General features: G+C 63.4%; 13 protein-coding genes. 2 read left to right on the forward strand and 11 right to left on the reverse strand.

The annotated features are described in order from the left end of the window. A partial coding sequence (locus O4H62_RS24755) for a hypothetical protein (RefSeq protein ID WP_269391561.1) occupies positions 1 to 348 on the forward strand: 348 nt, incomplete at its 5' end. Between the two features lie 278 nt (positions 349 to 626). Beyond that, complete coding sequence (locus tag O4H62_RS24760; RefSeq protein WP_269391562.1) at positions 627 to 1,766, forward strand: carbohydrate ABC transporter substrate-binding protein; 1,140 nt, start codon at positions 627 to 629, stop codon at positions 1,764 to 1,766. Here O4H62_RS24760 and O4H62_RS24765 read toward each other — a convergent pair. The 11 genes from O4H62_RS24765 to O4H62_RS24815 are packed head-to-tail and all read right to left on the reverse strand — an operon-like array spanning position 1,753 to position 13,518. Further along, positions 1,753 to 3,171: an FAD-dependent oxidoreductase gene (locus O4H62_RS24765; protein ID WP_269391563.1), complete on the reverse strand. Its 1,419-nt coding sequence runs from the start codon at positions 3,169 to 3,171 to the stop codon at positions 1,753 to 1,755. The two genes, O4H62_RS24760 and O4H62_RS24765, sit on opposite strands and share 14 nt — an antisense overlap. A gap of 1 nt (position 3,172) precedes the next feature. Beyond that, a complete protein-coding gene (locus O4H62_RS24770) occupies positions 3,173 to 3,787 on the reverse strand; it encodes a cysteine hydrolase family protein (RefSeq protein WP_269391564.1) in 615 nt (204 codons plus the stop codon). A gap of 3 nt (positions 3,788 to 3,790) precedes the next feature. Further along, complete coding sequence (locus tag O4H62_RS24775) at positions 3,791 to 5,842, reverse strand: hydantoinase/oxoprolinase family protein (RefSeq protein ID WP_269391565.1); 2,052 nt, start codon at positions 5,840 to 5,842, stop codon at positions 3,791 to 3,793. Further along, positions 5,839 to 7,575, reverse strand: a complete 1,737-nt coding sequence (locus O4H62_RS24780) for a hydantoinase B/oxoprolinase family protein (protein WP_269391566.1) — start codon at positions 7,573 to 7,575, stop codon at positions 5,839 to 5,841. The genes O4H62_RS24775 and O4H62_RS24780 overlap by 4 nt, the downstream gene beginning before the upstream one ends. After that, on the reverse strand, positions 7,572 to 8,441 hold the full coding sequence (locus O4H62_RS24785) for an isocitrate lyase/PEP mutase family protein (protein WP_269391567.1): 870 nt from the start codon (positions 8,439 to 8,441) through the stop codon (positions 7,572 to 7,574). The genes O4H62_RS24780 and O4H62_RS24785 overlap by 4 nt, the downstream gene beginning before the upstream one ends. Then, the gene (locus tag O4H62_RS24790) at positions 8,438 to 8,944 is read right to left on the reverse strand and encodes a 3-isopropylmalate dehydratase (protein ID WP_269391568.1); all 507 of its coding nucleotides are present in this window, start codon (positions 8,942 to 8,944) and stop codon (positions 8,438 to 8,440) included. Before O4H62_RS24790 ends, O4H62_RS24785 begins: the two co-directional genes overlap by 4 nt. Then, entirely contained in the window at positions 8,941 to 10,221 is a 1,281-nt protein-coding gene (locus O4H62_RS24795) for a 3-isopropylmalate dehydratase large subunit (RefSeq protein ID WP_269391569.1), read from the reverse strand. Before O4H62_RS24795 ends, O4H62_RS24790 begins: the two co-directional genes overlap by 4 nt. After that, on the reverse strand, positions 10,221 to 10,925 hold the full coding sequence (locus tag O4H62_RS24800; protein ID WP_269391570.1) for an ABC transporter ATP-binding protein: 705 nt from the start codon (positions 10,923 to 10,925) through the stop codon (positions 10,221 to 10,223). Before O4H62_RS24800 ends, O4H62_RS24795 begins: the two co-directional genes overlap by 1 nt. Then, positions 10,918 to 11,664, reverse strand: a complete 747-nt coding sequence (locus O4H62_RS24805) for an ABC transporter ATP-binding protein (protein ID WP_269391571.1) — start codon at positions 11,662 to 11,664, stop codon at positions 10,918 to 10,920. The genes O4H62_RS24800 and O4H62_RS24805 overlap by 8 nt, the downstream gene beginning before the upstream one ends. Next, positions 11,657 to 12,649 carry a branched-chain amino acid ABC transporter permease gene (locus O4H62_RS24810; RefSeq protein WP_269391572.1) on the reverse strand — a complete coding sequence of 331 codons (993 nt, stop codon included), beginning with the start codon at positions 12,647 to 12,649 and terminating at the stop codon, positions 11,657 to 11,659. The genes O4H62_RS24805 and O4H62_RS24810 overlap by 8 nt, the downstream gene beginning before the upstream one ends. Continuing rightward, positions 12,646 to 13,518, reverse strand: coding sequence for a branched-chain amino acid ABC transporter permease (locus O4H62_RS24815; RefSeq protein ID WP_269391573.1), 873 nt, complete (start codon positions 13,516 to 13,518; stop codon positions 12,646 to 12,648). The genes O4H62_RS24810 and O4H62_RS24815 overlap by 4 nt, the downstream gene beginning before the upstream one ends. Between the last annotated feature and the right edge of the window lie 64 nt (positions 13,519 to 13,582).

Genomic DNA, 13,582 nt, shown 5'->3' on the forward strand with positions numbered 1-13,582 from the left:
CCCTCGTTGTGTGAGCGGTTTATAGGCGGCACCCACCAAAAGAGTCAACTGCATTTTTTCGTAAATCTGTCATTTTTTTTGACCGGGCGGAAAAAACTTGGCCGGGCATCGCCGGAAAGCCCGGAAAACATGGGATTGGGACGTATTTTCAATAGGATATCAACAGATGATCGGACCCTGCCAGTTCGAAGACCTGCTTCATGGCGGGTTTTCAGGGTGTCCCCAAGGCTGAGAAACCGACCAAACGACGAGGAACTGCCTAGATCCGTCCGGGGGATCGACGCGGAGCGTCTCGGTTCTGAGCGCAAGGCGCTCGCCGCGTCCAGCCAGATGGTTCGGCAATCCTGAACTGTTTGCAACTTCGGCTCAGCCAACCTATCCATTGGCCGAGCCGGCACCGCGCCGGACCATACCGGTCGCCGACCGGATGCGTCCCTTGAACGACATCGCGCCATTCGGGCGCAGCGGCAACCTGACTGGACCGCCTCAACGGGTCTCGGCGGTCGCGGCCATTTCGCGGACCAGCCACCATATGGCCGCCTCATCAAGTCGATACCGATATATAAATACATCTTTTATAAATGAATGCATGATTGTAGACTCTCGCCGGCATTCTGGAGGAACTCATGACAGCCTTGATCAAATTGAAGGGCATGACCTGGTCGGATCCGCGCGGATACGATCCGGTCGTCGCCGCGGCCACAGCTTTTGCCAAATCACGTCCCAGCGTCTGCATCTCCTGGGACAAGCGCTCGTTGCAGGGATTCGAGACGACGCCGGTGGAGGAACTCGCGGCCAGGTACGATCTGATGGTGATTGATCATCCGCATGTCGGCTCCGTCGCCGAGCAGGGCTGTCTTCTGCCATTCGAGACCCATGCCAGTGAGGATGCGCTGGCCGAACTCGCCAACCACTCCGTCGGCCGCAGCTTCCAGAGCTATTTCCTTCATGGCAAGCAATGGGCGCTGCCGATCGATGCCGCAACCCAGGTCCAGGCTCACCGCGCCGATCTCTCGCCCCGCGTCAAGCGCTGGAGCGATGTCATCCGCAAGGCGGAAGACGGGCTGGTCATCTGGCCGCTGCGATCGCCGCACGTGCTGATGAGTTTCTTCACCCTTGCCGCCAATCTCGGCCGTCCTTGCGCCACGAGCTTCGGCGATCTCATCGACATCGAGACGGGGCTGCAGGTCCTGGCCGCACTCCGCGCAGTCTCCCGCCACATGGATGAAGCCTTCTATGCAATGGACCCGATTGCGGTGCTGGATGAACTCGCCACGTCCGGCCGACATCACCTCGCGCCACTGGTCTACCTCTACAAGGGTTACGCCAATGAAGGCTATCGGGCCAATCGCATCAGCTTCACCGACATGCCGGTGCTGGGCCGCGCCGGCCCTTTGGGCTCGGCCCTGGGAGGCACCGGCATCGCAATCTCGTCGAAGACCGCCTATCCGGAGCTCTGCACCGAGTTTGCCGTCTGGCTTGCCGGCGCCGAATGCCAGTCCGGTCTCTATGCCGAAGCCAATGGCCAGCCGGGCAACGCGCTGGCCTGGAGCGACCCCGCGGTCAACGCCCCCGTGCTCGACACCTACTTCAACACACGCCTGACCCACGAGACCGCCTGGCTCCGGCCACGCCACGATGGCTACATGCAATTCCAGGAAGAAGGATCGGACATCGTCGCCGATGTGCTGCGCGGACGACTTGCACCCGAAACGGGTGTTGCGCGGCTCAACGAGCGGTTTCGCAAGAGCTTCAGGAGCCCTTAGCAGACGTGAGTTTTCCCGCAGACGCGCCGGCGACAAAGCCGAAGGCGATGGCCGTCAAGAGACCGTTGCCGGAAAGATAACCCGCCACATCCGGGCCGGAGACCCCGCAAGCCGCTCCGCCCCCGGCAAACAGGTTGGCGAACGGCGTGCCATCCTCGCGCACCACCCGTGCCTGGTCATCGATCATCAGGCCACCCTGGGTGTGAAACAGCGCCCCCGTCACCTTGACCGCATGGAACGGCGCCGCCAGCACCGGCTTGCCGGTGAAATCGCGGCCGAGCGGATCGGGTGTCTCGCCGGATTGATAAGTCGCCACTTCGGAAAGCGTCCTCGCCAGCGCCGCTTCCGGCAAGCCGGTCGCGCGGGCAAGCGCTGTCACGTCTGCTGCCTCGCGGATGGCGCCCGCCGCCATTGCCTCCCGATAATCGGGAAAGCCCTGGGCGAATGCGTGCAGCCGGGCATCGTAGATGTTCCAGGCGATGCCGCCCGGCTGCGCCAGCACATTGACCGCCTGTTCGGAATAGCCGCCATGTTCGTTGGAAAAGCGCAAGCCCTCGCTGTTGACCTGGATGCCCCCCTCCATCATCAGTGCCCAGGAAATCAGGATGCCGTGCGGATGCGCCAGCGAGCCGTGGCCTTGATAGCCGGACAGATGCTCGATGCGCGCGCCCAGCGCCTTGCCCCAGATCAGCGCATCGCCGGTGTTGCCCCGGTGTCCGTAGTAGAGACCGTCGGCGATCTCGGGAATGTGCCGCCGCACCAGCGCGGAGTTGCCGCCAAAACCGTTGCAGGCGAGCACCAGCGCTTGGCAAGCCAGCACTTCCTTGGCGCCATCAGGCCGGGTGATCCCGACCGCAGCGATCCGGTCCTTTCCCTCCGTGTAAAGAGTGGTGACATGCGCTCCGGTCACAATTGGTATTCCCGCTGCCTCGGCCGCAGCCAACAGCCGCGCTTCCAGTGCTGCACCGGTCTTCTCGGGCACCGCATGCATCCGGTGCCGCGAATGGCCGGGATAGAGAAAATCATCCAGCACGATCCACTCGAGGCCGTGCGCATCGCTCAGCCATTCGAGCGCCGGGCCGATGGTCTCAGTGGCAAGGCGCGCAAGAGAGGCAATCGATTTGCCCTTGGACTTGGACAGGATGTCGGTCTCGAAACGACCTGGCGTGTCATCCTCGACGCCGATGGCGCGCTGAAAACGTGTGGCCGGAGCTGGCACGAACCCGGACGACATCGAGGTGGAGCCGGTGGGAGAGGCATCGCGTTCAAGCATGACAACGTCGGCGCCGGCAGCCCTGGCCCGCAACGCCGCAACCAGACCGCAAGCCCCTGCGCCGATGACAACGACTTCGGCCTCGGCATCGATGCGCACGGGCGGTTCACGCGATATCCGCTGGCTGTTCATCTCAGGCTCCGGCAATCAGGTCTGCCGCCTCGCTGCAGGTCATGGTCTTCGCCACCGTCGACAGATCACCGATCGCGCGCTCATGCGTCTCGCGTGAGAACGCGGCACACCCGTCGCTCAGCACGAAAGTCGAGAAATCACGCACATGCGCGTCGCGCACGGTGGACGCGACGCCGCCATTGGTGACGATGCCACAAACCATCAAAGTGTCGATCCCGGCCTTGCGCAGCACCCATTCGAGCCGCGTCATGTAGAACGCCGAGTAGGCCACTTTCTCGACGGAGAGATCGGCCGGCTGCAACTCGTCCACCAACGCATGCCCCCAGCTGCCGGGCGCAAAGTCGCCTTTGGCCAAGAATGGCCTGATCTGCTTCAGATGCGGCGAGATGAACGGCTCCCCGCCCTTTCCCGGTACCAGCGTGAATTGGGTCGAGACGATCCAGCCACCTTTTTGCCTCAGCGCCTCGGCCACGGGCAGCACTCGCGCCGGCAGCGCGGCGATATCCGCGCTTTTCTGTCCGCCACGTGCATAGGCGCCGTCGGGGTGCAGAAAATCATTCTGCAAATCGACAATCAGCAGGCCTGTGCGGCTCGGATCGAAGGGTTGGTTTGCCATGATCTAGACTCCCGGGGTGATGACAAGATTGCCGAAGGCATCAACAACGGCAACAAGACCCGGATCGACGAAGATCGTCGTGTCGGCCTGCTCCAGCAATGCCGGCCCGGCAATTGTGGCGCCGACAGCCAGTTGCAGCCGCTCGTAGACTCCGGCCTCATGCCATGCCCCCTCGGCGAACACATTACGTGTTCCGATCCGGCAGGCATCCGCCGGTTTGCCGACAACCGGGGCGAAGACCGCCATATCCAGCTTCGGCCGGCGGCCAATCACGGCGATGCGGTAATTCATCACCCGCATCGGAATGCCGTCGAGAAGCCGTCCGTATGCCTCCCGGTAGGCGGTTTCGAAGGCGCCTCGAATACCTTGCATGGTCAGCCCGGTATCCGGGATGGCGATAGCGACATTCACCGTGTGGGTCTGGCCGAGATAGAGCATGTCGAGCTCGACCACCCGGTCGATCCGGGCGAAGGCCACGCCCGCGCTTTCGAGCAGCGATTCGGTTTCATCGCCGACGCGCATCATCTCGGCGCCCAGTTCCGTGGCATCAATCTGGTCGAGCAGGCGGTTGACCGTCTGAACCCGGTCGTGGCGCATGTCGGCCACGACACAGCCGAGCGCCGATGTCACGCCCGGGAAGCGCGGCACCAATGCCGAGGCGAGTCCCACTTCCTTGATCAGCGCGCCCGTGTGCAGCGCGCCGCCGCCACCGAATGGCATGGCGGAGAATTTCGCCGGATCATGTCCCTTCTCGATAGAGACCAGTCGGATCGCTCCGGCCATTTTGGCATTGGCAAGCTGCAGAATCGCTTCCGCCGCCTGTTCGATCGACAGACCGAGCGGCGTGGCCAGATGCGTATCGATGGCCAGCCTTGCAGCCTCGACGTCGAGCCGCGCGAGCTTGCCGCCGATCGGGCGGTCCGGATTGATCCGGCCGAGCACCACATTGGCGTCGGTCACCGTCGGCCGGTCATTGCCGAGCCCGTAGCAGACGGGGCCGGGGTCGGAGCCCGCCGATTCCGGGCCGACCTGCAACAATCCACCCTTGTCAAGCGAGGCAATCGAGCCGCCGCCGGCGCCGATGGTGGTGATCTCGATCATCGGCGTGCGCACCACCATGCCGAAATCGATGGCTGTCTGCGCCGCCAGCGCGGCTTCATTGTTGGCGACCAGCGACACATCGAACGAGGTGCCACCCATGTCGCAGGTGATGATGTTGTCGAAACCCGCCGCCTTGGCGATCGCTGTGGCTGCGATGACCCCTGCCGCCGGCCCCGAGAGCGCGGTCTTGACGGGATAGCGCTTGGCCATGTCGATCGACATCACGCCGCCATTCGACTGCACGATCAGGATGTCGCCGTCAAAGCCCTTGCCGGCCAGCCCCTTTTCCAGCTTGTCCAGATAGGACGAGACGACTGGTTGCAGATAGGCGTTCAGCGTCGCAGTCGACAGCCGTTCGAATTCGCGGATCTCCGGCAGGATTTCGGTGGCCGCCGTAACATAGGCATTGGGCCAGACCGAGCGCACGGCCTCGACGGCGCGGAGTTCGTTGTCGTTGTTGGCGTAGCCATTGATGAAGAAGACGCAGACCGCCTCGCAGCCGGCGTCGGCGAGCTCGGCGGCTCGCGCCTTGACCTCGGCCACATCGACGGCTTCAAGCACGGAACCGTCGGCGAGCACACGCTCGCGCACTTCCACCCGGTCGGGCCGTTCCACCACCGGAGTGAAGGAGCCCTTCAGGCCCCAGGTCGTCGGCCGGTCGCGGCGGCGCATTTCCAGCACGTCGCGAAAGCCTTCGGTGGTGATGATGCCGGTGCGCGCGCCCTTGCGTTCGAGCAACGCGTTCGTTCCGACGGTCGTGCCGTGGACGACGGTGCGGATGTCGGAGAAATCATCCACCTTGCTGGCGATACCTTCGACAAAACCTTTCGACTGGTCGCCACGGGTAGACGGCACCTTGGCGGTAAAGACCTGACCGCTGGTTTCGTCGAGAATGAAGACATCGGTGAACGTTCCGCCGACGTCGACGCCGATCACATAGGCTGGTCGTGTCATTGGGCAGTCTCCCGGGCGCGCAGGTCTCGTGTGGCCGTTTCATCGACGCAGCCATCAGGTCCGATAACGACGCCATAATCGGCTTCGGCGTGCTCGGCCGAGATGTAGCCCAAGCGCAAGTCGCGAGCGACGCTTTCGGGGTTCCGGTCAAGGGCGCGGCCGTAACCGCCGCCGCCTGGCGTCTCCAGCCGCAATTTCTGGCCGCGGTCGATATGGACCCCGACAATCTTTGACGCCATCGGCGGAACGTGGTCGCCATCCGCCTGCTGGTAGTGGAACGTGTTGAGAGCCCCGGCGCCGCCGCCGACCACGCCAGGCGGTGCAAACCGCCCGCGCTCGCCGAACAGGAAGACATCGGCCTGCTTTTCCAGCAGCTCGATTTCATAGATCGCGCCAAGTCCGCCGCGGAACTCTCCGGCCCCACCGGAATCCGGTCTCAGCGCCCATTGCGTGAACCGAACCGGATAGGCGGCTTCGAGAATTTCGAGCGGCGGAATCGTGGCCGTAGAGATTGGCGCGTTGCCGTGGTTGAGCCCGTCGCCTGCCCCATGCGCGCCATGGCCGCCGCCGAAGAACGAGAACATCACCCAGCGCTGGCCATTGGCACGGTGGCCGGCCAGCGACAGCGCGTTGATGGTGCCGTAGGCGCAGGCCATCGCCGGTTCGGGCGCAATCTGCGCCACCGCCTGGAACACCACGTCGATCAAGCGAAGGATGGTCTCGGTGTAGCCGCCGACAGGCTTTGGCGCCTTCACCGAAAGCAGCGAATCCTCGTCAATGCGGAATTCGACCGGCTCCAGCACCCCGGCATTGGCGGGCACATCGCCGAAGATGTGCTTGAGCGCCACGTAACAGGCAGCAATCGTCGTTGCCCGCGAGATATTGACCGGCCCGGCGCAGGCCGGCGAGGATCGGGAAAAATCCATCACCATCCGGTCGCCGTCGATGACCAGGTCGAGCGCGATCTTCAGCGGCTCGTCATTGATGCCGTCATTGTCGAGAAAATCCTCAGCCGAGACGGTGCCCGAAGGCAGGTTGGAAATCTGCGCCCGCATCATCTGCGCCGCACGCGCCGTCAGCTCGCCCATGCAGGCGGCCACCCTGGCGTCGCCGTACTCGTCAAGCAGAGCGTTCATACGCTTCTCACCGAGCTGAAGCGCGTTGATCTGGCCGTTCAAGTCACCATAGAGCGACAAGGGAAGTCTCGAATTGGAAGACAGGATATCGACAATGTCCTGCCTGAATTCACCGCGGTCATAGAGCTTGACCGGCGGGATCAGCATGCCTTCCTGGAAACATTCGGTCGCCGCCGGATTGTAATTGCCGGGCACATTGCCGCCGACATCGTGCCAATGGCCGACAGACGCCAAATAGCAGAACACCTTGCCATCTCGGAACACCGGCTTGACCAGCCGGAAGTCCGACAGATGCGTGCCGCCGTCATAGGGATCGTTGAAGATCCAGACGTCGCCCTCGTGCACGCCCCCCTGTTTCGCCGCCTTGTCGATCACCGCCTTGACCGCAAACGCCATCACACCGACGAAGATCGGCAGGCCAGACTTGCCCTGCACCAGCGTGTCGCCGGTCTTCGCGTCGTAGATTCCGTGCGAGGCATCATGCGCTTCGGCAATGATCGGATTGAACGCAGAGCGGAACAGTGTCGCGTCCATCTCGTCGGCGATCTGTTCCAGCCGGCCTTTCAGAATGGCCAGCGTAACCGGATCAATCGTCATTCCTGGGTGTCTCCATCGTAGCGCTTGCCGCTGGCAAGCAGGTCGGCGGTGCCGATGACGCCGTTGAGCCCGGCAAAATCGAACATGCGGTTGCGGAAAGCCTCATTTGATCCGGATTCCAGAAGGTTGGCGTAGTAATCCCGCGCCGTGGCGGCGATGGCGCGCACGATCCCGCCCGGAAAAATGACAAAGCTGAAGCCGAGCTCCTGCAAGCCGCTGGCATTGATGATCGGCGTCTTGCCGCCTTCCACCATGTTGGCCATCAGCGGCACGCGGCCGCCAAAACGTTTGACGATGAGGTTGATCTCTTCCATCGATTGCGGCGCCTCGATGAAAAGCATGTCGGCGCCGGCCTCGACATAGGCCTCGGCCCGGTCCATCGCGGCGTCAAACCCTTCGACCGCGATTGCATCGGTGCGGCCGATGACCAGGGTTTCCTCCGACAGCCGCGCATCGCAGGCCGCGCGGATCTTGCCGGCCATCTCGCCCTTCGAGATCAGCGACTTCCCGTCAAGATGGCCGCAACGTTTGGGCATGGTCTGGTCTTCAAGCTGCAGCGCATTGGCGCCCATGCGCTCGAACACCCGCACCGTGCGCTGGACATTGAGCGCATTGCCAAATCCATTGTCGGCATCGACCACGATCGGCAGCGCAATCCGGTCACGCAGTGCTGCAACTGTGTCCGCCACCTCGCTCATCGAAACGAGCCCGATGTCGGGCCGGCCGAAACGCGTATAGGCGATCGACGCCCCCGACAGATAGACCGCCTCGGCACCCGACTGCTCTGCGATCAGGCCGGTCAAGGCATCATAGACACCGGGAGCGAGCAGGATTTCCGCCCGGCCCAGCCGTTGTTTCAGGCTCATTCGCCCGCCTCCTTTGCGCGTTCCGCAGCGAAACGCTTTTTCAAGTGCGGCACCAGCCCGCCATCGGCGAGCATCGGCTTGAGATTGTCCGGCAACGGCTCGAGCCGGACTGTACGGTTCCTGGCTTCAAGCACCAGCTCGCCCGCGGCCGGATCGAGACTTGCGGCATCTCCATCTTCCACCGCGCTGATATCGTCCGCGACCAGCACCGGGAGGCCAAGATTGAGCGCGTTGCGGTAGAAGATCCCAGCGAAGGATTTTGCCACGACACCTGCAAGGCCGAGGTGCTTCAGCGCCTCCGCCGCCTGCTCGCGCGACGAGCCCATGCCGAAATTCTTGCCCGCCACGATGACATCGCCCGGCTTCACCGATCCGGCGAAATCCGGCCGCGCCGCTTCGAGACAATGGGCGGCAAGCATGTCGAGACCGCCCTTCATGTACTGGCCCGGCGCCAGCTGGTCGGTGTCGATGTCATCGCCAAGCAGAAAGATACGGCCGCTCATGCCACGCCCTCGCCGTCATTCAGAAATTCACGCGGGTCGGCGATCTGTCCGGTAATGGCGGATGCCGCCACCGTCAGCGGCGACGCGAGCCAGATCTTCGACGATGACGCACCCATGCGGCCCTGGAAATTGCGCGCTGTCGAGGAAATGCAGGTCACGTCCTCGCCCAGCCGGTCCGCGCCGTATCCGGCACAGATGCCGCAGGCATTGGGCAGGACCTGCGCACCTGCTTCCTCGAAGACGGCCATGATTCCCTCGTCCGCGGCGCGTTGCTGGTCACGCATCGAAGCCGGCGCGACCTTGAGTGCAAGACCCGGCGCCAGCTTGCGGCCCCGGAGAATGGAGGCCGCCCCCTTCAGATCTTCGTACTTCGCACCGGTACAGGCACCGATATAGGCCACCTCGAAGCGGGTCTCGGGCGCCTGCGTCACCGGCATTGCGTTGGCCGGCGAATGTGGCGCTGCCACTTGCGGTTCCAGAGTGGACGCATCGAACACGTGGTGCGCGGCGAGCTCCGCACCCGGATCGGTCACCAGCCCGAGCCAGTCGCCGGCCGAACCGCCGACGCTTTCCAGATAGGCCTCGGTGGTGGCATCGGGCGCGATCAACCCGGCCTGCCCGCCGAGTTCCGCCGCCATGTTCGACAGCGTCATCCGCTCCTGCATCGAAAGCGCCGCGATCGCCTCTCCTGTGTATTCCACCGCCTGGTACTGGCCGCCATCCATGCCGAGCCGGCCGCAAAGGGCCAGCATGATGTCCTTTGCGAGAACGCCCGGCGACAGCCGGCCCTGCCATTCGATCAGGATGGTGCCGGGAACCTTGAGCCAGATCTCACCGGTTGCGAGCACACCTGCCATTTCTGTGGCCCCGATACCGAACATGTAGGCGCCGAATGCCCCGCCTGTCGGAGAGTGGCTGTCACCGCCGACGACCAGCATGCCGGGCTTCAGGTGCCCGCGCTCCGGCAAGACCACATGGCAGATGCCTTCGCCGTCATGGAAGGCGACTTTCCGCTCCCTGGCCCATTGCCGGGTCAGCTCGAGAATGCGCGCGCCTTCATCGGTATCTCCGGGAACGAAGTGGTCCGATATCAGCACGACCTTGGAGGCATCGAACAGCCCGACGCCGAGTTCCTTGAGAATCGGCTCGACCCGTCGCGGGCCGCCCGAATCGTGGATCATGGCGAGATCGACCTGAGCCGTCACCACTTCGCCGGGGCGGACGCTATCGCGTCCCGCCGCGCGGGCGATGATTTTCTGTGCAAGCGTCGACGCCATCACGCCAGCCCTAGGTAGGAACGCTGCAGTTCCGGGTCATCCATCAGGTCGGCGGGGATGCCCGACAGCCGGATCTCGCCGTTCTCCATCACGAAGGCCCGGTCGGCAATCTCCATCGACTGCAGCACGTTCTGCTCGACAAGCAGGATTGTCAGGCCGTCGGTGTTGAGCTGCTTGATCAGGCTGAACATCTCCTCGACCAGCAACGGCGAAAGACCGATCGACGGCTCGTCGAGGATGAGCAGTTTCGGCTCGGCCATCATGCCCCGACCGATGGCAAGCATCTGTTGCTCACCGCCCGAAAGCGTGCCGGCATTCTGCGCAAACCGTTCCTTCAGCCGCGGAAAGATGTGAGCCACATGCTCGATGTTTTTCGACCTGTTGGCCCGGCCGCGCCGGTAGCTCCCGAGTTCGAGATTCTCCCGCACCGTCATGTTGGGAAACACGTGCCGGCCTTCCGGCACCTGGATCAGCCCCTCGTCGACGATCGCCTGTGGCGTTAATCCGGCAATCGGCTTGCCCTCGAATGTGATCGATCCGCTCCAGGGCTGAAGCAGCCCCGAGACAACCGCCGAGAACGTTGTCTTGCCAACCCCGTTCGAGCCCAGCAGCGTGACGATTTCGCCCTTGCTGATCGAAAGGTCGATGCCGCGCAACACCTCGACCGCACCATAGCCGGCGCGCAGATTGCTGACTTCAAGCACTGGCGGCCTCCCGCTTGGCGATCCGTTCCGCCATGCCCTTGCCGAGATAGGCTTCGATGACGTGGGGATCGGAGACCACGTCCTTCGGCGGCCCCTCCGCGATGATCGCGCCTTGGTTCAGAACCCAAGTGTAATCCGACAGGCTCATCACCGCCTGCATCACGTGCTCGATCAGCAGGATGGTCACCCCCGCATCACGGATCGCATTGATGACCGGAATGACATCGCGGATTTCCGAAGGATTGAGCCCGGCCAGCACCTCGTCGAACAGGATCAGTTTCGGATCCGTCGCCAGCGCCCGCGCCACTTCAAGCCGCTTGCGTCCGGCAACCGTCAGCGAACCGGCATCCATGTCGAGCCTGTCACCGAGACCCACCTGCCGCGCCACGGCCTCTGCCTTCGCCAATGCTTGTGCGCGATCGCGGATCTTCAGATGCGCACCGACCGCAATGTTTTCCCGCACCGTCTGCCCGGCAAACGGCTGCACGGTCTGGAACGTCCGGATCATGCCGCGTTTCGCAATCGCTTCCGGCGGCAGTCCGGTGATGTCCTCGCCGAGAAACCGGACAGAGCCGGAATCGGGCCGGTGGAAGCCGGTGATCAGGGCAAACAATGTGGTCTTGCCGGCGCCGTTGGGCCCGATCAGCGAAGTGATGCCGCCTTGCGGCACCGTCAGCGTCACCGATTGGGAGGCCTGCAGGCCGCCGAAACTCTTGCAAAGGCTGGAGATCTCAAGCATGGCCTTTGCCTCCCCCTGCACGGGAAACCGGGGGCTTTCCGCCCCTGAGATGCGACATCAGCCCAGCAAGTCCGCGCGGGACAAACAGCACCATGATCACCAGCAACACGCCGTAGAGCACGAGACTGACCCCCGGCGCGTCACCGATCACTGCACGCGAAAGCTCGGACAGGCCGTGCAGGAAGGCAGCCCCCAGCAGCGGGCCGAACAGCGTTCCCATGCCGCCGATGATCGGAACCAGCAGGCTTTCCACCGAGATCGCCGCGCCATAGGCAATATGCGGATCGAGGTAGAGAAAGTACTGGGCGTAGAACACCCCGGCGAGACCGGCAAAGAACCCTGAGAGCATGATTGCCCCCATCTTCACCCGAAAGGCATCGACGCCGAGCGCCCGTGCCGCATCCTCGTTGTCACGTACCGCGGTCAACTGCGCGCCGAAGCGGGAATTTCCGATCTTCCAGACGGTGAGGAAGGCGGCGAACGTCATCACCCAGATCACCCAGAAGAACTCGGCTTTGGAAGCGAACTGGAAGTTCGCGGCACTGCGCTCGAGCGGGATCAGCAGGCCGACGCCGGCGCCGGTGAAATCGACCGAATTCGACAGGATCCGCAGAACTTCCGCGAAAGCCAGCGTCACCAGCGCGAAATAGGAGCCGCGCAGGCCGTAGCGGAACGTGCAGAACCCGATGAATGCGCCGACTGCGGCCGCGGCAAGTCCACCGACCGCAAGGCCGATCCACGGATTGATGCCGAACTGCACCTGCAGCACCGCCACCGTGTAGGCCCCCGTGCCGAAATAGGCCGCGTGACCGAACGAGACCTGGCCGCCATAGCCGCCGAGGATGTTCCATGCCTGCCCCAGGAGCGCGGCGTAAAGCGTCATGATCACGATGTTGAGCAGCGAGTCCTGCGTGATCAGCACGGGCGCGAGCCCGATCAGACCGAAGACAACGATAAGCATCAGCAATTTGGTGTCGGTCTTCATGCCTTGGCTCCAAAAAGACCGGTCGGCCGGAAAATCAGCACCAGGATGAAGATCAGGAAGATCCCGATCTGCCCGAGGCTTTCGCCGAGGAACAGCCCGCCAAGTGCCTCGACCACGCCGATAATCAGCCCGCCGATCAGTGCGCCGACGAACGAGCCCATGCCGCCGAGCACGACAATGGTGAAGGCGATCAGCACGAAACCGCCGCCCACCTGTGGATTGACATAATAGCTCGGCAGCAGAAGGCAGGCCGCAACGCCGAGACATGCAACGCCGAGCCCGAAGCTCATCGCGAACACATGATCGGCGTTGATGCCGACCAGTTGCGCGCCCTTCCGCTCCTTGGCGAGCGCCCGGATGGCGCGGCCGAGATCGGTCCGGCTCATCAGCAGCCAGAGCAATGCGGACGTCACCAGCGCGCCGATAAAGGCCACCACCTTTGGATAAGGTAGAAAGGCGCCGAAAATCTCGACGACGTCGAATGAATAGGGTGTGTCGACGGTCCGCGTGTCGGACCGGAAGAAGAAGAGCGACAGGTTCTCGATGATGATCGAAAGCCCAAGCGTCACCAGCAGGATGTTTTCATCACGACCGTGGCTCGCCCGGCCGATGATCCCGCGCTGCAACCCGTAGCCAAGCGCGAACATCGCCGGCGGCACGATCAGCAATGACACATAGGGATCGATCCCGAACTGGGCATTGAGGAAATAGACCGCGTATAACCCGAGCATCAAAAGCGCGCCGTGGGCAAAGTTGATGATGTGCAGGACGCCATAGATCAGGGTCAGCCCGAGCGCAACGAGAGCATAGAGCCCGCCGGTGGTCAGCCCGTTGAGAACCGATGGAATGATGATTGCGCTGTCTGGCATGCTGGCCCGCGATCCGGATGGGAGAATCCGGGCCGGGCGCTATCCGCCCGGCCCGTCGGTGTCG

The organism is Parahoeflea alexandrii, from assembly GCF_027214025.1.
In the GTDB taxonomy this organism is placed as follows: Bacteria; Pseudomonadota; Alphaproteobacteria; order Rhizobiales; family Rhizobiaceae; genus Hoeflea; species Hoeflea alexandrii_A.

Bases quoted from the DNA above. Each gene is read 5' to 3' on its own strand.
- O4H62_RS24760 (WP_269391562.1), top strand. From the start codon at position 627: ATGACAGCCTTGATCAAATTGAAGGGCATGACCTGGTCGGATCCGCGC.
- O4H62_RS24765 (WP_269391563.1), bottom strand. From the start codon at position 3,171: ATGAACAGCCAGCGGATATCGCGTGAACCGCCCGTGCGCATCGATGCC.
- O4H62_RS24770 (WP_269391564.1), bottom strand. From the start codon at position 3,787: ATGGCAAACCAACCCTTCGATCCGAGCCGCACAGGCCTGCTGATTGTC.
- O4H62_RS24775 (WP_269391565.1), bottom strand. From the start codon at position 5,842: ATGACACGACCAGCCTATGTGATCGGCGTCGACGTCGGCGGAACGTTC.
- O4H62_RS24780 (WP_269391566.1), bottom strand. From the start codon at position 7,575: ATGACGATTGATCCGGTTACGCTGGCCATTCTGAAAGGCCGGCTGGAA.
- O4H62_RS24785 (WP_269391567.1), bottom strand. From the start codon at position 8,441: ATGAGCCTGAAACAACGGCTGGGCCGGGCGGAAATCCTGCTCGCTCCC.
- O4H62_RS24790 (WP_269391568.1), bottom strand. From the start codon at position 8,944: ATGAGCGGCCGTATCTTTCTGCTTGGCGATGACATCGACACCGACCAG.
- O4H62_RS24795 (WP_269391569.1), bottom strand. From the start codon at position 10,221: ATGGCGTCGACGCTTGCACAGAAAATCATCGCCCGCGCGGCGGGACGC.
- O4H62_RS24805 (WP_269391571.1), bottom strand. From the start codon at position 11,664: ATGCTTGAGATCTCCAGCCTTTGCAAGAGTTTCGGCGGCCTGCAGGCC.
- O4H62_RS24810 (WP_269391572.1), bottom strand. From the start codon at position 12,649: ATGAAGACCGACACCAAATTGCTGATGCTTATCGTTGTCTTCGGTCTG.
- O4H62_RS24815 (WP_269391573.1), bottom strand. From the start codon at position 13,518: ATGCCAGACAGCGCAATCATCATTCCATCGGTTCTCAACGGGCTGACC.